The organism is Psychrobacter sp. 1Y6 (genome assembly GCF_052258385.2).
Classification (GTDB): domain Bacteria; phylum Pseudomonadota; class Gammaproteobacteria; order Pseudomonadales; family Moraxellaceae; genus Psychrobacter.
Genome location: NZ_JBQQEW020000001.1, coordinates 1,420,880 through 1,438,746 on the forward strand (window position 1 = coordinate 1,420,880; position 17,867 = coordinate 1,438,746).

Genomic DNA, 17,867 nt, shown 5'->3' on the forward strand with positions numbered 1-17,867 from the left:
TAGCAGAGATATTTAGCATTACTACTTATATTCGAGACTGTCTAAATTATCCCTCAAGCTGCGCCATGACGTCAGCAGAGAAGTTCACGTTAGTATAAACTTCTTGCACATCATCAGCATCTTCTAGCATATCAATCATCTTCATGATCTTTTCAGCATCATCGACATTGTCGATCTCAGCCGTGGTAGATGGTGACATAGTGACCTCGGCGTTGTCAGAAATCAGACCAGCCGCATTAAGGGCATCTTGGACTTGACCGAAACTTTCCCATTCAGTAATAACGAGCAAGCTTTCGCCATCATTTTCAATATCAACGGCGCCCGCATCTAGTGCAACGAGCATGACTTCATCTTCTAAACTAACATCGTTAAAAGTGATCTCACCACGTTTAGTAAATAGATACGCCACTGAGCCTGATGTGCCAAGATTACCATCATTCTTGGTAAAAGCGTGACGTACTTCGCTGACCGTACGGTTAAGATTATCAGTCATGGTTTCGACCAGTACAGCCACACCACCAACACCGTAGCCTTCGTAACTGACTTCTTCCATATTCTCATTATCGCCGCCACCTGTACCACGGTCGACAGCACGATTAATCGTGTCGCGCGTCATATTGACGGATAGGGCTTTTTCGATAACGGCACGTAAGCGTGGGTTTTTGTCAGGATCGGGATCGCCTTGTTTGGCAGCTGAAACGATTTCGCGAATAATCTTGGTAAATATCTTACCCCTTACTGCATCCTGACGGGCTTTACGGTGTTTAATATTTGCCCATTTTGAATGGCCTGCCATATAACATCCTTAAGTTCTACGTACTATTTTTATGGGTAAAAAAAGTGATCAACAACAACCTTCGATATCTGATTGCCTGATTTTATACTATCATTACTTTGTCTATTTGAGGTAGTAGCGCTACTGGCACGTTAACGATTTGTATGTTGTTGAGAGTGCTTTTTTGCTACACTGTGGCAACTTATAGATTGTATTCACTGTGATAGGTGAGCGATATTATAAACCAGTTTTAGCTATTTTGACCAACTTGCCCTTATCCATCACATTTTAAGTCATTGCTTGCTATCAAGCCATTGATTTTATAAAGTACTGATTCTATGAAGCAACCAACCGCCGAAGCTCTTACACACTTGCGTAACCGTACGCATATCATTATTGAAGGCACAGATACTCGTCTGGGTAAGCTATTTGATATTGTATTGCTGATTGCAATTTTAGCCAGTGTGGCCGTCGTTATGCTTGATAGTGTGCTATATATGCGTTTGCAGTATGGCACGTTGTTCTTTTATGCAGAGTGGTTTTTTACCATTTTGTTTACCATTGAGTATGCGTTAAGGCTGTTTTCAGCACCCAACCGCTTACGCTATGCTTTTAGTTTCTTTGGGATAGTAGATTTACTGTCTGTATTGCCAAGTTATTTGAGCCTAATGTTTGTGGGTGTACAGTATCTACTCGTGATACGGGTATTACGTATTTTACGTGTGTTCCGCGTTCTTAAGCTCAAAGCCTATATGCAACAGGCTGGGTTCTTGGCGTCTGCATTAAAAACCAGTCAGCAGAAAATCACGGTCTTTTTCTTATCGCTTGTATTATTGGTAACCATCTTCGGTTCAATTATTTATGTGGTAGAAGGGCCGGAGAATGGATTTACCAGTATTCCACTGTCTATCTACTGGGCAGTTGTCACGATGACGACGGTTGGCTATGGTGATATGTCACCCAAAACACCACTCGGCCAAGCAATTGCAACCATGGTCATGATCACGGGTTATTCGATTATTGCTGTACCAACAGGTATTTTTACGTCAGAGCTAGCACGTAACATGCGTCCACAACTTAACCCAGTGACTTGTCCAAACTGTGGTAAATTCGGCCATGCAGTAGGGGCAGACTTTTGCGATCGTTGCGGACACGCGCTACATATCTAGAGATAGATTTAATCGTGACAGTCAGTATACTTACTACGCATCGACATATTCATTAACCAGTGGTGACAGGTCGATCTCGACGCCTAGATTGACCAGATTCCAGTATTGTCCTGATACAGTACGGTCTAGCATCATAGTGGTAGCTGAGGGTTGGAACTGACCAAAGTACTTCAAAGACGTACGCATCTGTGCAATGGCCTCGTGATGGACTTGGCTACTACCGAAATCAAATGAACCTTCTTGATAGGGGCTAATGGATAAAGGTTTGAGTCCGATTGATAGCCACTTTTCATAAAATTCACCAGGGATGTTCTTGTCATCTTCGCGGCGAATATCTAGTGCAATCAGATCTTGTTCAAGTGCAGTGACGTCACCTCTTAGCGCATGTTTGACAAAGCGTTTGAATAGCTGCACTTCGCTATCGCTATAACTGCGGATGCCACCAAAATCATATGCCACGACGCTACCGTCATGACGGAACGCAAAGTTACCTGGATGAGGGTCGCAGTGCATACGGTATAAGCCAAATAGCTGGCCTGCGGTAAAATGAAACAAACGCTCAGCTATTTTTTGTTTGACGTCATTGTCCCATGTCGCAGCGACAGTCAACGTCTCTCCCATCTCTTCGGTCAACGTTAAAATCCGTCTAGAAGAGTGGCTGCTAATCACTTTGGGAATAACAAGGCCTTCATCTTCTGCATGAAAAGCACCAAACACGCGTAAGTTATGAGCTTCTTTGACATAATCCAATTCATCATGCAGGCTCTGACGAATCTCGTTAAAAAGCTGCTCTTGTAGTTGCTTGCTCATATTGAGCACGCCAGCGATTTTTAAAGCCATACGTACTTGTTTGAGATCGCTATCACAGTTTTCATCGACATCAGGATACTGGACTTTGACCACTACTTTTTGACCCGATGGCAACGTTGCTTTGTGCACTTGTCCAATGGATGCTGCGGCAAAGGGGGTCTCATCAAACTCGCTGAATAATTCTAAGATAGGCGCTTTCAATTCACGTTCAACTTGGGCTCGTATCTGCGCATACGGCATTGGCGGCGCATCTTTCTGTAGCTTTTCGAGCGCTGACGCAACCTCAGGCGGGAAAACATCCTTATATTGTGAAGCAATCTGACCGACTTTCATCACTGCGCCTTTCATCTCACCCAACGTCTCGGCAATTTGAACGCCCACGTCTTGCATTAGATCTGAGCGAGCTTGCAGACGCTTTTCTTCGTCACTTGAGAGATGCTTAAATGAGTTTTTGGCGGCTTTGCCAGCAATACTCGCTGTCATGCCAGCAAGTTTCATAAAGCGTTTTCCGGACGATTTTGCCATTCATGTCACCGTATAATGGGTTGTTTGCTCAGTCGTAATTCTATTATTTTAATTGCAAGATTACTGTTTGACTAATGTGTGAAGACGCGAGTAATCATTTATAAAAAAGTAAGCGCCGTCATATCATTTGTTTGTGTCAACTGCATACATATTGCTCAACCAGTAATCAAGTGCCATTTGATAGCCCAATTGTCCCAAGCCGCAAATAACTCCGACCGCAACGTCACTTAGATATGAATGATGACGGAAAGGCTCACGGGCATGAACATTGGATAAATGTACTTCTATAAATGGTTTTTGGGTGGCCAATAGCGCATCGCGTAGAGCCACTGAAGTATGCGTAAAGGCAGCCGGATTGATGATGATAGCATCGACTTGAGCAGATTTATCCGCCAACAATCCATGATGCTGAATGTCGTCTACTAGCTTACCTTCATGGTTGGACTGTATGCATATTAACTCTACACCGTGGCACGCGGCGCGCTCAACTAGTTGCTTTTCTATATCAGCAAGTGTCGTATGACCATAAATATGCGGTTCCCGCTTGCCTAGTAAATTCAGATTTACGCCATTTACCAGTAGTAATTTATGAGTCAATATTTGATTTGAATTTTCGTTAGTCGATTGTTCGGCTGTTTTTGATGGAGTAGAGGAGGTCATAATGGTCTCGGTAACTATTGAGCGGTGTTAATAATTTATTATAATATAAGAATAATCTAAGGTGCGCGGCGTTAAGCTAAATTGGCTTCAACGCATTTTGCTCTTTATCATAACAGCTTGCCAGCTAGGTTATAAAAATTTGTCTAAAAAAATTATCTAGATATCAAAAAGCATATTAAAAGTCTTTATGTTGCTAAAAACCCGTGCTATGATATTTTTTATGCAATAAATATTGCAAGTTTGTTGCTATCATCAAATCTCATGACAATAAGCGCGTTTAGCGAATTCGTTATGAAAGCACTATGTAGGTAATTGAAGTACTACATAGACGATGGTAAGTAGAGTAGTAATACTCTTAATTTTTGATTTCATAATCTTAGACCCTGTTTATATGCAATGTCGCAAAGGAAGCTAGGGCTAAGCGGACTTTTTTAGGAAGTAATATTATGTCAGCTCGTGAGCAAGGTATCGTTAAGTGGTTTAATGACTCAAAAGGCTTTGGTTTCATTCAACGTGACAGCGGAGAAGATATTTTTGTCCATTTCCGCGCGATTCAGGGTGATGGCTATCGTTCTCTAAAAGATGGCGAAAAAGTTGAGTTCAGCGTAGTGGAAGGTGACAAAGGTCTGCAAGCTGAAGAAGTCAGAAAGATAGAAGAGTAATTTACTCAGACATTAAAGCGGTTTAGTTATAATGTCTGTACAAACTACTGATATACTACTGAGTCAAGCCCATCTTATCTTACCTATGTTGAGTGAACCGCAGCATATTTGGTAGGGTTGGATTCGGGCTTGGCTTTTTTTATGCCTATATGTCTGATGGTTCTCCGCAGAATTAATAAAGCTACTCTTACTGATTACGGTTCAAGCGCTACATTTGACCCTATAGAGGTTCATTTTGAGCCTATTTATAATTAATAAAATACGAGCAATTCATTTAAAAGGATATTTTTTTGAGCAATTTTACAACGTTTACTGATTTGCCACTTTCAACAGCGACCTTGCGTGCAGTAAGTGATTTAGGCTTTACTGAATTGACACCCATTCAAGCAAAGATACTACCGCATACATTGGCACATCAAGATGCTATCGGACAAGCACAAACGGGTACAGGGAAAACAGCGACTTTTCTACTGACTATTATGGAAGCCTTGCTTAAGCGTCCATTTACCAACGACGAAGAGCGCTATCTTGGAGAGCCGCGCGCTGTGGTCATGGCACCAACTCGCGAACTGGCTCAGCAAATATTTGATGACTGCATTGCATTAACCAAATATACCTCGCTACATAGCGTCTGTATTATGGGCGGTACTAACTATGAAACTCAGCAGCACGAGCTTGAACGTCAATACGTTGATATCTTGGTAGCGACGCCTGGCCGTCTAATTGACCTTGCTAATAAAGGCATGGTCTATCTAGATAGAGTAGAGGTGCTGGTACTTGATGAAGCCGATCGTATGCTAGATATGGGGTTCATTCCTGATATCAAGCGTCTAGTTGGTCGAATGCCTGCCAATACTGATCGTCAAAGCTTGCTGTTTTCTGCAACCTTTAACCAAGATGTGATGAATTTGGCCTACCGCTGGTTACATGAGCCTCAGTTTGTTGAAATTGAGCCTGAACACAAGACCAGCGAGTTAGTAGATCAGCATTTTTATTTGCTGACAGAAGATCAAAAGCTGGACGCCTTGCAGCGTATTATCAGTGATGAAGCAGTAGAGAAGGTCATCGTCTTTGCCAATCGTAAAGATCAAGTAAAGCGTCTGTATCACAAGCTGCGTCAAGCGCATAATATTGTAATGCTCTCGGGCGATGTCATCCAGCAAAAACGTGAGAAGTACTTACAGCGCTTTAAAGATGGTCACGCGTCTATCTTGGTGGCGACAGATGTAGCAGGGCGCGGTATCCATGTCGATGATATCAGCCATGTGGTCAATTTTACTTTGCCTGACCAACCAGATGATTATGTACACCGCATTGGTCGTACGGGCCGTGCAGGACAGACAGGTATTAGCATCAGCTTTGTGAGTGAGGATGATGCCTTTAATATACCGGCATTAGAGAAGCATTTAGAAACCAAGTTTACGCTTGAGCAGTGGCAGGAATAATTGCTATAAACTGAGCATTATTCAACAAGCAAAAGCCCTCAATATCGCAAATGGTATTGAGGGCTTTTTTATATGCTAAGTGTTAATAATATCTGTTTAGACGTCTTTATTGAGCATGTTCCATCATTTCAGTATGCTCATGGTGATTCATGTCCATTGATTCATCGCTCATGTCGTGCATGCTATGATCCATATGGTCGTCCATATTTTGCATGTTATGATCCATGTCTTCTGCCATATCCATATCATGATTCATTTGGCTCATATCATGAGAATCCATATCAGACATCATAGCAGTGTGGCTACCATTATTCATCTCACCATGGCCGCCATGCATATTTGCCATGACCATGGGCACGACCGCTACTGCCAAACCTGAAATTACCATAATCGCACCATTTAGTTGTCTTAAGCGAAAACGTCCAATTTTATCACGTAGCCAACCGGCCGTTTCATGCGTCGCAACCAACATCGGTATGGTTCCTAGACCAAAGACAAACATCAACGCAGCACCGCTTAATGGATTGTGAGCAACGACCGCAATCAGTAGAGCGCCATATACCAGACCACAAGGCAAAAAGCCCCAAAGCAAACCTGCTGTTAGTGCGCGCGGAAAAGTATTGAGTGGAAATACCTTTTGACGCAATGGGCTAAGATATTGCCAAAAGCGCATACCAAAACGTTCGAGCTTAGTCAAAAATGGTGCACCAAGCATCGTCACACCGACGAATACCAGTACCAATCCTAATAAAATACGCGGTGTACTATTACCCATCATTAATGGCTTTAATACAGTAATACCGATAAGCCCTGCAATCAAACCCAATAATGCGTAACTCGTTAAACGTCCAAGATGGTAAGTGGCCACCAAAGCACGACGCTTGGCAGGGCTGACATCTTTCATAGACAGACCAAACGCGGTCACAAGACCACCACACATGCCTAAGCAATGCGGTGAACCAAAGAATCCCATTAGTAATGCCGCCACAAGTAAAGCGATGGTCATGAATGCGTCTCCTAAGAATGGTAAAGGGCGAACTTGCTAGTGCTGAATTATTTAATAAAACGGTACCAATGAATTACGCATATATAAGGCAGATAAATTAGATTTCTGAGTTTTTATCCATCTCAGAATTATCGTTATTTTCATCAGTTGCCGCTGTTTTGTCTTTTTGCTGGGTAGGTGCTGAGCGTTCATGAGCCTGCATGGTTTGGCGGCGTTCTTGACGGTCATCCAATATAATACGCTGTGATGCATTGTCCAGATCTTCGAATTGATTTGACTTGACCGCATAACGCACTGCCCAAATAGCAACCACAAACAGCATGAGACTTAATGGAATTAATAAAAATATACTGAGCATGGCAAATCTCTTAAATAGCAGTGTCTCTTATTATTATACACCCATCACAAATGTAGTGGATGATCGGTAGCATTTAGAACGAGTCTCTCAATAGTATCGTATACGTCTTTAACGTTTATTCGTCAGAGTCTTTTGCGGCATTGCCTCTTGGGGTCAATAGCTGCTGTGAAGTCACATCATTGGCATGGCGGCAGTCCATCTGGGGACGTATCACATCGCGCAGGTAGGCTGCGACTTCATAAACAGCGCGCCGTGAATGGCTTAAGTTGTGGGCAGGCTTCATCCAGTCGCGCCTCACTGGTAATGGCGCAGGAAGTGGTGTGCTATTGATACCATTTAAGGCAAACTGTCTGCGTGCACGCGCCATATGATAGCTATCAGTAATCAGATATACATGGCGTAGCGGAATACGTTTGGCTGTAAAACGGGCGTTTTCACATGTATTCATGCTGGCATTTTCACTGATCAGTCCGTCGATACCGTGTTCCATCAACCATTGACCGAGCCATGGAGCTTCAGCGCCACTCAGTACGATCGGTAGGGGTAAGTCATGGTAAGCGCCTGCAGCGGTACGGGCGCGATTGAGACTATAATGATTCAAGATAATCTGGTTGTTGTGGTCATTAGTCAGACCGCCGCCTAAGACTACATAGGCAGTAGGCGGTGAGCTCATGGCAGCAGCAGGCATATCAGGTAGCGGCAATAGAGAAAAGATATAAACAATTGCTTGCGAAAACAGCGGAGTAAATAAGCTAATAATCACTAAAATGACAGACGTGGAGCCTAGTATAAAAGTAATATTGATAATGCGAAATAGTGTCACCATGCGTTCAGAAAACCGCAAGTAATATCGCCATAATCGTTTAGATAATAGCCGCTTAGACCATGATTTTTTAGGCCACATGCTCAGCATATCCAATTGAGCCATCGGCATTTACCCAGACTGGCTCACGTGATAATTGAATGGAAAATTTTTCATAGACAGTAGCAGCGATATATTTCTGCGCTATGGCTACATCCTCTTGCGTGGCTTGCTGAGGCGTATGGTTGGTCAGTACTAGTGCTTGCTGCTTATGAGTAAAAATAGGTGCAATGCCGCCGCCTTTTAATCCTGCTTGTTCAATGAGCCAGCCAGCCGCAACCTTTACCATTGCATCAGGCATCGCGTAACCAACGATAGCTGGATAAGTTGCTTGCAGCGCTGTGAATTGCTCCTGAGCGATAATAGGGTTTTGAAAAAAACTGCCACAATTAGGTAGCTGCTTAGGGTTTGGCAGCTTTTGTTGTCTAATATCTATAATGGCTTGCATAACGTCAGCAGGCGTCGCGTGCTCGCGATCTTGTTGCTCCGCATAGCGCTGCGCCACAGTCTGTACATCGCCGTAACTGGCTAGAATATTGGTGGAATCAGTATGTAATCTGAAACCTACACGGCTAATAAGCCATGTGTTTGGTGTGCGCTTAAAAATACTGTCACGATAGCCAAATTGGCAATCAACAGCTGACAAATGGTGCCAAGTTTGTGTCGGCAAATGATAGGCGCGTACATACTGTAAGCGATCTTCTAATTGTACGCCGTATGCACCGATATTTTGTATGGGTGCCGCGCCCGTCAGACCTGGTATTAGTGCAAGGTTTTCTAACCCATACCAACCTTGATTGACCGTATGTACAACCAAATCATGCCAGTTCTCACCAGCCATTACCTCGATATCAACATAATCGTCGGCTTGATTGGTCAGATGTATACCACGCATCTTTGGCTGCAATACTATGGCTTTTAACGCGGCAGGCAATAAAACATTGCTACCGCCAGACAGTACAAACAATGGTAATTTGTCTGCTGTATCCTCTATATAAGCTGCCATAAAGTCATCAAGCTGCGCCTCATTCTCTAATGTCACGACAGAGTCAGCAACACAGGCCAATGCCATAGTATTGTCGTGTGACAAGTCGATTGAATCATTGACTACGGCAGTCGCTGAATCATTCGAAACATCAGAGCTGATGGTAGACTGAGTACTGTGGTCAAGGCGTGCAGCTTGGGTCATAACATAGCCTATGTGGCAAAAGGATAATAAATGATAAGGTAGCTATAGTTGATTCAATTTAAAAGAGATACGAGGCAACTGAGTGCAGACGTAACTGTGATACTTCAAGCGAGGTCAACGCTGTAGCTCTTTTATAGAAGATTAACCATATTATAGAGGATACCGGATGCAAGAGTAGCAGAAATATAGACGGTATGGCTAGCAGGCTTTCCAACTTTCTATCCAAGCTTGGGCGCTTGATTCGATACGCTCGATCACTTCTTCGAAATCATCGTTATCGCCTTTATATGGATCTGGCACATCACTGCCGCAATAGGTAGGGTCCTCTTCACTGAATAGTGCTAGTGTTGCTAAGTTATCTTCTGACTCTGCAATGCTGTCTTTGAGAGCTTGTAGATCAGCTAGATTCTGTGAATCCATGGCTAATATTAAATCAAAATCACGAAAGTCATTGGCACTGACTTGACGAGCGACTAGCTTATTAATTTTATAGCCGTGTGACTTAGCATGACGTTGTGAGCGAGCGTCAGGCGCACTGCCAACGTGCCAATCACTAGTGCCTGCTGAGTCTACTTTTATGGATAGTCCAGCAATCGCTGCTTGCTGACGAAAAACTTCTTCAGCAGTAGGGGAGCGGCAGATATTTCCCAAACATACCAATAATACAGACGAGGGAGTACAAGCTTTCATCAGCATAATATGACCTTCTATAACAAAAAAAACATGCTATAAGAGACCGGCATTGTTAATGCGGCTTTTATTAGCATGCAATCGATTGAATCAGCTGCTAGCGTAACGCTTAATGCTTGGAATGGCAAGGATAGAGACTAAACAATAGCGTCATTTAACAATGAAGCTTTGGCCATATGATGCATGGCCAAAAGGTAAGATGGTTTTAATCTTGATTACTTTTAAAACGTTGTAGATCGCGTCGCTCTTTTTTGTTGGGTTTGTTATCAGGACGAGCAAGGTTGGCCAGTTTGCGCTGTTCGGCATAGTAAGCACGGCGGGTTTCGCTCTCTTTAGTCTCTGAATATAGTACCTCAGCGGCGGTCGCATTGCCACGCTGTGCAGATAGCGCCTCAACAATGACCGTCTTTTCGGTCATCGCGGTCGCTGAGCCTTGGCGAATGGTTAGTTCATCTCCGACTGAAATCTCTTTACTGGTTTTTACCCGGCTACCAGCATAATGTACGCGTCCACTTTCAATCGCTTGTTTGGCTAGGGTGCGTGTACGATAAAACCTAGCTGCCCATAGCCATTTATCGAGACGGATTTTCACCAAACCTTTGTTGTTATCATCAGCATTAGCATTTTTCTTCATAAGAATCACTCTGCATTCGTTTTTATATTAAATCACAGTTTTATATAAACAATATTAGGGCAACTTTAATATTTGCAAATAGATTTGATGACTGTGGGTTAGTTGCACCATTGTTGTTCACAAGGTACACCATCGTGGTTACCATCCATTTTGGTATTAGGACAGTAGTTTGTGAAATAAGTGGCTTCTGCACAGGATGTCATTTGTGAGCAATGTGTTCTGCCGTCACATGAAAAGCTTGGGGCTGGTTGTGTTGATAAGACTGGAGTGGCAGTTGGCGCTGATGTTGAAGTGGTACCCAAATCAACGTATGTTGGTGGTATGTCATCAATATTATCAACGTCATTAGAGGTAAGAGTAGGTTGTGTTACGATATCTGCTGCTGCATTGGTTGCAGGCTGATGTACTGTATTTTTAGGTTGAAGGACCCTATAACCTATAAGCACGAAAATCAGACAGGTCAATATCACTAATACTTTGTTTATCACTGTGCCATACCTGCCAGCTCATAATCATTATTAATATGAAAATGGCAGTTTTTAATCGACTTAAAAACTGCCATTAAATAAGAAATATTCGTCTATTTTTACTATCTCAAAAACAACTGATAGCCAATATTTTCATTGACCGTGGCACAGTCATAACCAATATCTAAAAGTGCGTCTTGTAACTGACGAGAATTGCCTTCAGAGGCTTGCAGGCCAACCAGTACACGACCTTCAGCAGCACCATGGTTGCGGTAATGGAATAAAGTAATATTGAAGTCATCACCCAACTTTTCTAAGAACGTTAGCAATGCGCCTGGACGTTCTGGGAATACCACTTGTAGCAATTGCTCGTTTTCGACATGAGCATGACCACCAATCAAGTGACGGATATGTGATTTGGCGATATCATCGTCAGTCAGGTCGTGAGCAGTGTAGCCATCGTCTGACAATTGGTTACTGATGGTTTGACGCTCTTTTTCGCCTTCTTTTAAAGCAATGCCGACGAAGATTGAAGCAGGCTCCATTGAGTCTGGTGACTTTTTGCTATCAGCACGATAGTTAAACTCTGTGATGTTACGGCCGTGTAGACTGCGACAGAAGTTCAAGAAAGCGCCTGTTTGTTCAGGGATAGTGACCCCAAAGATGGCTTCTTTTTTCTCACCAATTTCGGTACGCTCAGCGATATAACGCAAGCGGTCGAAATTCATATTGGCACCGCAAATGATACCGACGCAATTTTTGTCTTGAATATTATTGGCTTCGATATATTTTTTCATACCAGCGACTGATAACGCACCAGCAGGCTCAACGATACTGCGGTTTTCTTCAAAGATGTCTTTGACAGCGGCACACACCTCATCATTGGTACAAGTGATCACTTCAGGCTCAACGATAGGGCCTGAGTTATCGCTTTTTTGCGTACGGACGACGTCAAAAGGTAATTCACCAATCTGTGCGACTGCCACGCCATCTACGAACAATCCTACTTGCTCGAGCTTGACACGCTCACCTGTTTCAAGCGCTGCTTTTAGACAAGCTGACTGCTCGGCTTCTACCGCAATCACTTTTACATGTGGTGCAACTTCGCCTAAGAATGCGGCCACACCAGAGATTAGGCCACCACCACCCACGGCAACGAATACATAGTCCATGTTGCGCCACTGTTGGGTCAGCTCAAGACCGATGGTACCTTGTCCTGCGATGACTAGCTCATCGTCATAAGGCGGAATAAAAGTAAGGCCTTCACGTTCAGCGCGGTCAATCGCATAACGGTTTGCTTGATCAAAACTATCACCGTGCAGATCTACATTGCCACCAAGTGCTCTTACCGCATCCACTTTGATGTCAGGAGTCGTGGTTGGCATGACGATGATGTTGTTTAATGATAATTTGCGCGCAGAGTAAGCCACGCCTTGCGCATGATTACCTGCTGACGCACAGATGACGCCGCGCGCTTTTTGCTCGTTGCTCAACTGACTAATGCGGTTATAGGCACCGCGCAATTTAAATGATTTGACCGGTTGTAAGTCTTCACGCTTAAATCGAATGTCATTGGCAAAACGTTGGGTCAGCTTGGGCGCCGTTTCAAGTGGTGTTTGAATAGCAACGTCATAGACGGTGGCTTGTAAGATGGCTCGTACCCAGTGTGACAGCATAGTAATCCCTAAACAGAGTGAATATAAAAAGTGTAGATGAATATAAAAACGAAATAGATTAGCCTATGCCGATTTTTAGTATCTTGCAAGACTCAATTGCAGTTTTCTTGGGATTTCGTGCTTGAATTTACATAAAGTGCAGGTATTTGCCGAAGTTAAGCCTTAGCTAGGCACGATAGGACTCACAAATTAGCGTCATGATGCGCTAACATCCGTTAATATCATCGGTTATAATAGCCGCGCATTTTATCTGTTTTAGCCTTTTACTTTTTTTAAGACCATACGTTTATTTTCCAAGGATTTATGATGAGTGATCAGCAAGCACAAAAGCAAGCCGCGGCCAAAGCTGCTCTAAGCTATATCGAAGACGATATGATACTTGGGGTAGGAACAGGTAGTACGGTCAACTGTTTGATTGAGTTGTTGCCACAATTGAAGCTTGCTGGCGCTGTCGCTAGCTCACAGGTGACAGAAGACAAACTTCGTGCGCTTGGTATCGAAATAGTCGATTTAAACTTTGCCGGTACATTGGATGTTTATATCGATGGTGCTGATGAAGTCAATGAACACTTGCAACTTATTAAAGGCGGCGGCGGTGCATTGACTCGCGAAAAGATTGTGGCAGCCGCTTCAAACAAGTTCGTCTGTATGGTCGATGATAGTAAAAGCGTTGATATATTAGGTCGCGCGTTTCCAGTACCGATTGAAGTATTACCACAAGCACGCTCGTATGTGGCTCGCCAATTGGCCAAATTGGGCGGTGAGCCAGTATATCGTGAAGACTTTGTCACTGATTATGGTAATGTCATTCTAGATACTTATGATTTGGATGTGAGTAATCCAATCGCGCTCGAAAAAGAGCTAAATAATATCGTAGGTGTGGTCTGTAATGGTATCTTTGCAGCAAACCAAGCAGACGTTCTGCTAAAAGCAGGTGCTAATGGTGTGACAACGCTCACGCGTTAAACTATCTCTAAATCATTTGTATAAATAAAAAAAGCCGCCCAGATCTGGACGGCTTTTTTATTTGTGAGCTTGTTAATACGTTATACCACTCTCTTTTTATAAAGTAGGTTATGCAGGCAGCTTTATTTTGTCTTTGAGTAAAAACTCCATCAATGCTTTTTGGGCATGTAAACGGTTTTCCGCTTCGTCCCATACGACAGAGCGTGGGTCATTAAGCATGTCATGAGAGATTTCCTCGCCGCGGTGAGCTGGCAAGCAATGCATAAACACCACTTCAGGATCAGCCTTGTCTAATAGAGACGGCGTCACTTGATAAGGCGCAAAGCGACGTGCACGCGTGTTTTGCTCTGATTCTTGACCCATACTTGCCCACACATCGGTGACAATTAAGTTAGAATCTTTTGCCGCGTCCTGTACGTTTTCTACCAGACTGACACAGTGTGAGAAGCGTTCCATAAGTTTCGGATCAGGCTCAAACCCATAAGGTGCTGCCACACGTAATTCAAAACCAAACTGATTGGCCGCTTGCATAAATGATGAACACATATTGTTGCCATCACCGACCCAAGTGACGATTTTATTTTCGATACTACCGCGATGCTCGTAATAGGTTTGCATATCAGCGAGCAACTGGCATGGATGATAGTCATCGGTCAACGCATTGATAATCGGTACGCTTGAGTATTCAGCAAAGGTTTCAACTTTTTCGTGCCCGAAGGTACGAATCATGATGATATCAACCATGCTAGAAATCACGCGTGCTGAGTCTTCTAGTGGCTCGCCGCGACCGAGCTGTGTATCGTTTGGTGATAAAAATATGGCGTTACCACCAAATTGACCCATGCCCGTCTCAAATGAGATACGGGTACGCGTTGAAGATTTTTCAAATATCATGCCAAGCGTACGACCAACAAAAGGCTGGTATATCTCGCCTGCGTGTTGCATCTTACGCAATTCGCTTGCGCGTTTGATTAAGTTTTCTAGTTCTTGTTTGGTTAAATCAGATAAGGTTAAAAAATGGCGCAAACTCATAGTAATCCTAGCAGTCGATCGCAGTCAGTGAAACGTCATCAGTCTTCAATAGCATCGCGTCAGTGCGTATACTGGGTTGACAACAAACTTTTAGTATAGCGTATTTACTTTCAATGTAAACGTTCATTTTTATCGAGATCAAATGGCTTGCCAAATAGATCGAAATCACATTAGCAAGCCACGATACCTTATATGCTAATGACTGTGCCGCTAATGATTATGCCTGTGTACGGTTTGGACGTATGCTTAGGCGACATAATAGCTCATAGCTAATCGTCCCAGCATGACCTGCAACTTCATCAACACGCGGCGAATTGCCCCAGAGCATGACCTTGCTATCTATAGCAAGACTCTCAGGTGCGCTACTGATATCAATAACAATCATATCCATAGCTACGCGCCCAATCACAGGGCAACGGTAGCTTTGATTGTCGTTAGCATCCATAACAGTGACATACGCATCGTCAGTGACCACACGTGGGTAGCCATCGCCATATCCAACGCTGACCAAAGCGGTTCTGGTATCTTGCTGCGCACGCCAGCGGCTACCATAGCCTATTGCGTCATTTGCGTTAACAGTTTGTAGAGCAATGATTTGAGCAGTAAACTCCATTGCAGGCTGCAAGTCTAATTCTTGTGCGCTTTTATCAACGACAGGAGAGCTACCGTATAAGATAATGCCTGGACGTACCCAATCATAATGATGTTCTGGAAAGTTGACGATACCAGCAGAGTTGCATAATGAGCCTTGGATATCTGGGCTAATGGTATCTTTCAAAGTCGCTAGTACGCTTGAGAAGCGCTCAATCTGCATCGCATTTAATGGGTGGTCGTGGTCATCAGCATTGGCAAAATGCGTGGCTAGAATCAGCTGATAACCCGCTTCATGTAGGCGTTTTGCTGCTGATAGCACACCTTCAGCATTGAAGCCCAAACGGTTCATACCTGTATTGTATTTGAGCCAAGCTACTCTAGTTGCACTGCTAGCTGGCGGGATGTTTTGTAGGGCCCACTCTAGCTGTGGTCCGTGGTGAATCACGCAGCTAATCTCATGCTCAATCGCTTGTTGCCACTCATCAGCGGTAAACGCACCTTCTACTAGACCGATGGTTTTCTCCCATCCTAGCTGTCTGGCTTCTAGCGCTTCAGTCAACGTAGCGACACCGATACCATCTGCTTGCTGCAGGGCTGGCAAGACTGCCGCCACGCCATGTCCATAAGCATTGGATTTGACCATAGCCAATACTTTAGACTGGGGTGCTCGTTGTTTGACTTGATTTAGGTTATGAGTAAGGGCTTTTGGTTTTATAGTAATTGTGCGCATAATCGCCTTCTGTATGAGTAGAGTTATGAAGTTATAAAGCCAGTACTGCATCGATTGGGTTGATGCGGTACTGGCTATTGTGCTAAAAACTGGTTATGTAAAATTATTCATTAACCTATAATTGAAACTGAGTCTATATAAGGCTTAGTCTTTGTTAGGCTTAGTCTTTGTTAGGGTTAAATTTTATAAAATAGATTACTCATCATTCTCAAAACTCACGCCTTGGTAGTACTCTGGCGTTAGATTAATAAAGCGGGTAAATTGACCTTCAAAGCCTAGACGAATAGTACCGATAGGGCCGTTACGTTGTTTACCAATGATGATTTCAGCCACGCCTTTGTGGTCCGAGTTTTCATTATAAACCTCATCACGATAGATGAACATAATCAAATCGGCATCCTGCTCAATCGCACCAGATTCACGTAGATCCGACATGATAGGGCGTTTATTTGGACGGTTCTCTAGACTACGGTTAAGCTGTGATAACGCAATCACTGGACATTCAAGCTCACGTGCTAGTGCCTTCAGACTACGAGAAATCTCAGAAATCTCGCCAACACGGTTACCATCTAAGCTGGGTACTTTCATCAGCTGAAGATAATCGACTACGATAGCACCCAAGCGACCGTCATGGTTTTTGGCAATACGGCGGCAGCGAGAACGCATCTCAGACGGCGGTAGGGCGGTACTATCATCAATATACAAATGCTTTGATTGCAAATGTTGAATGGCGTTCATCATCTTTGCCCATTCATCTTCATTCATTTGCCCAGAACGCAGATGCGTCTGGTTAATCGCGCCCCATGAGGATAGCAAACGCATGACGATAGATTCAGCAGGCATCTCCATCGAAAACACGACTACTGGCAAATCTTCATTAAACAAAATCCCTTCTGCCAAGTTCATCGCAAAAGTGGTTTTACCCATCGAAGGACGCGCAGCGACAATAATCAAATCACCGGCTTGTAGGCCTTGGGTTTTGTTATTTAGCTCGGCAAATGGTGTCTGCAAACCAATCATGCCATCGGGGTTTGATTTGAGTTCTTGAATCTTATCGATAACATTGGTCAAGACAGAAGTAATACCGACAGGGCCGCGCTGTTCCGCACGTTTGTTATGCTGCTCATTGATACTAAATATCTTACCCTCGACATTGTCTAGAATGTCACTAACGCTTTGGTCTTTTGGATTATAGGCAAGCGTCAACATGTCATTACCAGTGGTAATTAGTTGACGCAGCGTTGAGAGCTCACGCACACGCTGGGCGTAGGCTGTCAGGTTAAACAAGGTCGCAGGACTTTGGCTCAAAATATCAGCCAAATAACTGTCACCACCTGCACCTTTGAGTAGTTTTTGCGCTTCTAACCAGTCGTGTACCATGACCGTGTCATAAGGCTCATTCACTGCCGCCAAATGGGCAATGGCATCAAAAATATATTGATGTCGCCCAGCATAAAAGTCATCTTTGGTGACAATATCGGCAATCTTGTCGTACGCCTCTTCGATACTCATCAAAGACGCGAGCAATGCCTTTTCAATATCAATATTGTGCGGCGGTGTCTGATTGAGTAAGTCGTCGGTTTTGTCGTTTTCTGCCATGAGTGCCTAATGAGTTAA

19 protein-coding genes are annotated in these 17,867 nt (G+C 43.6%); 5 read left to right on the top strand and 14 right to left on the bottom strand.

Annotated elements, in window-relative coordinates:
• Positions 1 to 46: 46 nt before the first annotated feature.
• Positions 47 to 796 (bottom strand): YebC/PmpR family DNA-binding transcriptional regulator, encoded by a 750-nt coding sequence (locus ACTXGF_RS19730; RefSeq protein WP_443534245.1) that lies wholly within the window; start codon positions 794 to 796, stop codon positions 47 to 49.
• Positions 797 to 1,113: 317 nt separating this feature from the next.
• Between ACTXGF_RS19730 and ACTXGF_RS19735 the strand changes: the two genes are divergently transcribed.
• Complete coding sequence (locus ACTXGF_RS19735) at positions 1,114 to 1,944, top strand: ion transporter (RefSeq protein WP_057760421.1); 831 nt, start codon at positions 1,114 to 1,116, stop codon at positions 1,942 to 1,944.
• A gap of 33 nt (positions 1,945 to 1,977) precedes the next feature.
• On the opposite strand, the gene ACTXGF_RS19740 is transcribed toward ACTXGF_RS19735, so the two are convergent.
• On the bottom strand, positions 1,978 to 3,279 hold the full coding sequence (locus tag ACTXGF_RS19740; RefSeq protein ID WP_443534246.1) for an ABC1 kinase family protein: 1,302 nt from the start codon (positions 3,277 to 3,279) through the stop codon (positions 1,978 to 1,980).
• A gap of 123 nt (positions 3,280 to 3,402) precedes the next feature.
• Complete coding sequence (gene aroQ / locus ACTXGF_RS19745; RefSeq protein WP_443534248.1) at positions 3,403 to 3,939, bottom strand: type II 3-dehydroquinate dehydratase; 537 nt, start codon at positions 3,937 to 3,939, stop codon at positions 3,403 to 3,405.
• A gap of 446 nt (positions 3,940 to 4,385) precedes the next feature.
• Between aroQ and ACTXGF_RS19750 the strand changes: the two genes are divergently transcribed.
• Together ACTXGF_RS19750 and ACTXGF_RS19755 are read left to right on the top strand one after the other, a co-directional pair.
• A complete protein-coding gene (locus tag ACTXGF_RS19750) occupies positions 4,386 to 4,601 on the top strand; it encodes a cold-shock protein (RefSeq protein ID WP_057760416.1) in 216 nt (71 codons plus the stop codon).
• Between the two features lie 290 nt (positions 4,602 to 4,891).
• The gene (locus tag ACTXGF_RS19755; protein WP_102091784.1) at positions 4,892 to 6,046 is read left to right on the top strand and encodes a DEAD/DEAH box helicase; all 1,155 of its coding nucleotides are present in this window, start codon (positions 4,892 to 4,894) and stop codon (positions 6,044 to 6,046) included.
• 106 nt (positions 6,047 to 6,152) lie between these two features.
• Here the strand turns inward: ACTXGF_RS19755 and ACTXGF_RS19760 are convergent, their stop codons facing one another.
• From ACTXGF_RS19760 to ACTXGF_RS19790, 7 genes are all read right to left on the bottom strand, one after another.
• Positions 6,153 to 7,052, bottom strand: a complete 900-nt coding sequence (locus tag ACTXGF_RS19760) for a sulfite exporter TauE/SafE family protein (protein WP_443534249.1) — start codon at positions 7,050 to 7,052, stop codon at positions 6,153 to 6,155.
• 97 nt (positions 7,053 to 7,149) lie between these two features.
• A complete protein-coding gene (gene ccoS, locus ACTXGF_RS19765; protein ID WP_443534250.1) occupies positions 7,150 to 7,410 on the bottom strand; it encodes a cbb3-type cytochrome oxidase assembly protein CcoS in 261 nt (86 codons plus the stop codon).
• Between the two features lie 115 nt (positions 7,411 to 7,525).
• Positions 7,526 to 8,254, bottom strand: a complete 729-nt coding sequence (locus tag ACTXGF_RS19770) for a YdcF family protein (protein ID WP_443534251.1) — start codon at positions 8,252 to 8,254, stop codon at positions 7,526 to 7,528.
• Between the two features lie 49 nt (positions 8,255 to 8,303).
• Positions 8,304 to 9,344 (bottom strand): UDP-N-acetylmuramate dehydrogenase, encoded by a 1,041-nt coding sequence (murB, locus tag ACTXGF_RS19775; RefSeq protein ID WP_443534341.1) that lies wholly within the window; start codon positions 9,342 to 9,344, stop codon positions 8,304 to 8,306.
• Positions 9,345 to 9,659: 315 nt separating this feature from the next.
• Positions 9,660 to 10,157, bottom strand: coding sequence for a low molecular weight protein-tyrosine-phosphatase (locus ACTXGF_RS19780; RefSeq protein ID WP_443534253.1), 498 nt, complete (start codon positions 10,155 to 10,157; stop codon positions 9,660 to 9,662).
• Between the two features lie 199 nt (positions 10,158 to 10,356).
• Complete coding sequence (gene hslR / locus ACTXGF_RS19785) at positions 10,357 to 10,785, bottom strand: Hsp15 family ribosome-associated heat shock protein (RefSeq protein WP_443534254.1); 429 nt, start codon at positions 10,783 to 10,785, stop codon at positions 10,357 to 10,359.
• Between the two features lie 98 nt (positions 10,786 to 10,883).
• Complete coding sequence (locus ACTXGF_RS19790; RefSeq protein WP_201579448.1) at positions 10,884 to 10,988, bottom strand: excalibur calcium-binding domain-containing protein; 105 nt, start codon at positions 10,986 to 10,988, stop codon at positions 10,884 to 10,886.
• On the opposite strand from ACTXGF_RS19790, the gene ACTXGF_RS19795 reads away from it, so the two are divergent.
• Positions 10,966 to 11,187, top strand: a complete 222-nt coding sequence (locus ACTXGF_RS19795) for a hypothetical protein (protein WP_443534353.1) — start codon at positions 10,966 to 10,968, stop codon at positions 11,185 to 11,187. The two genes, ACTXGF_RS19790 and ACTXGF_RS19795, sit on opposite strands and share 23 nt — an antisense overlap.
• A 187-nt stretch (positions 11,188 to 11,374) precedes the next feature.
• On the opposite strand, the gene ilvA is transcribed toward ACTXGF_RS19795, so the two are convergent.
• Complete coding sequence (ilvA, locus tag ACTXGF_RS19800) at positions 11,375 to 12,928, bottom strand: threonine ammonia-lyase, biosynthetic (protein ID WP_443534256.1); 1,554 nt, start codon at positions 12,926 to 12,928, stop codon at positions 11,375 to 11,377.
• Positions 12,929 to 13,234: 306 nt separating this feature from the next.
• On the opposite strand from ilvA, the gene rpiA reads away from it, so the two are divergent.
• The gene (gene rpiA / locus ACTXGF_RS19805; protein ID WP_057760400.1) at positions 13,235 to 13,894 is read left to right on the top strand and encodes a ribose-5-phosphate isomerase RpiA; all 660 of its coding nucleotides are present in this window, start codon (positions 13,235 to 13,237) and stop codon (positions 13,892 to 13,894) included.
• A 108-nt stretch (positions 13,895 to 14,002) separates the two neighbouring features.
• Here rpiA and argF read toward each other — a convergent pair whose 3' ends face one another.
• The 3 genes from argF to dnaB all read right to left on the bottom strand — a co-directional run bounded on the left by argF (position 14,003) and on the right by dnaB (position 17,849).
• A complete protein-coding gene (argF, locus tag ACTXGF_RS19810) occupies positions 14,003 to 14,926 on the bottom strand; it encodes an ornithine carbamoyltransferase (RefSeq protein WP_057760398.1) in 924 nt (307 codons plus the stop codon).
• Positions 14,927 to 15,143: 217 nt separating this feature from the next.
• The gene (alr, locus tag ACTXGF_RS19815; protein WP_443534258.1) at positions 15,144 to 16,250 is read right to left on the bottom strand and encodes an alanine racemase; all 1,107 of its coding nucleotides are present in this window, start codon (positions 16,248 to 16,250) and stop codon (positions 15,144 to 15,146) included.
• A 195-nt stretch (positions 16,251 to 16,445) separates the two neighbouring features.
• A complete protein-coding gene (gene dnaB, locus ACTXGF_RS19820; protein ID WP_057760393.1) occupies positions 16,446 to 17,849 on the bottom strand; it encodes a replicative DNA helicase in 1,404 nt (467 codons plus the stop codon).
• Between the last annotated feature and the right edge of the window lie 18 nt (positions 17,850 to 17,867).

Excerpts from the sequence above, each read along its gene's own strand:
- ACTXGF_RS19790 (WP_201579448.1), bottom strand. The coding sequence starts at position 10,988 with ATGACATCCTGTGCAGAAGCCACTTATTTCACAAACTACTGTCCTAAT.
- ACTXGF_RS19780 (WP_443534253.1), bottom strand. The coding sequence starts at position 10,157 with ATGCTGATGAAAGCTTGTACTCCCTCGTCTGTATTATTGGTATGTTTG.
- ACTXGF_RS19740 (WP_443534246.1), bottom strand. The coding sequence starts at position 3,279 with ATGGCAAAATCGTCCGGAAAACGCTTTATGAAACTTGCTGGCATGACA.
- rpiA (WP_057760400.1), top strand. The coding sequence starts at position 13,235 with ATGAGTGATCAGCAAGCACAAAAGCAAGCCGCGGCCAAAGCTGCTCTA.
- ccoS (WP_443534250.1), bottom strand. The coding sequence starts at position 7,410 with ATGCTCAGTATATTTTTATTAATTCCATTAAGTCTCATGCTGTTTGTG.
- aroQ (WP_443534248.1), bottom strand. The coding sequence starts at position 3,939 with ATGACCTCCTCTACTCCATCAAAAACAGCCGAACAATCGACTAACGAA.
- dnaB (WP_057760393.1), bottom strand. The coding sequence starts at position 17,849 with ATGGCAGAAAACGACAAAACCGACGACTTACTCAATCAGACACCGCCG.
- ACTXGF_RS19760 (WP_443534249.1), bottom strand. The coding sequence starts at position 7,052 with ATGACCATCGCTTTACTTGTGGCGGCATTACTAATGGGATTCTTTGGT.
- argF (WP_057760398.1), bottom strand. The coding sequence starts at position 14,926 with ATGAGTTTGCGCCATTTTTTAACCTTATCTGATTTAACCAAACAAGAA.
- alr (WP_443534258.1), bottom strand. The coding sequence starts at position 16,250 with ATGCGCACAATTACTATAAAACCAAAAGCCCTTACTCATAACCTAAAT.
- murB (WP_443534341.1), bottom strand. The coding sequence starts at position 9,344 with ATGGCATTGGCCTGTGTTGCTGACTCTGTCGTGACATTAGAGAATGAG.
- ACTXGF_RS19730 (WP_443534245.1), bottom strand. The coding sequence starts at position 796 with ATGGCAGGCCATTCAAAATGGGCAAATATTAAACACCGTAAAGCCCGT.
- ACTXGF_RS19735 (WP_057760421.1), top strand. The coding sequence starts at position 1,114 with ATGAAGCAACCAACCGCCGAAGCTCTTACACACTTGCGTAACCGTACG.
- hslR (WP_443534254.1), bottom strand. The coding sequence starts at position 10,785 with ATGAAGAAAAATGCTAATGCTGATGATAACAACAAAGGTTTGGTGAAA.
- ACTXGF_RS19750 (WP_057760416.1), top strand. The coding sequence starts at position 4,386 with ATGTCAGCTCGTGAGCAAGGTATCGTTAAGTGGTTTAATGACTCAAAA.
- ilvA (WP_443534256.1), bottom strand. The coding sequence starts at position 12,928 with ATGCTGTCACACTGGGTACGAGCCATCTTACAAGCCACCGTCTATGAC.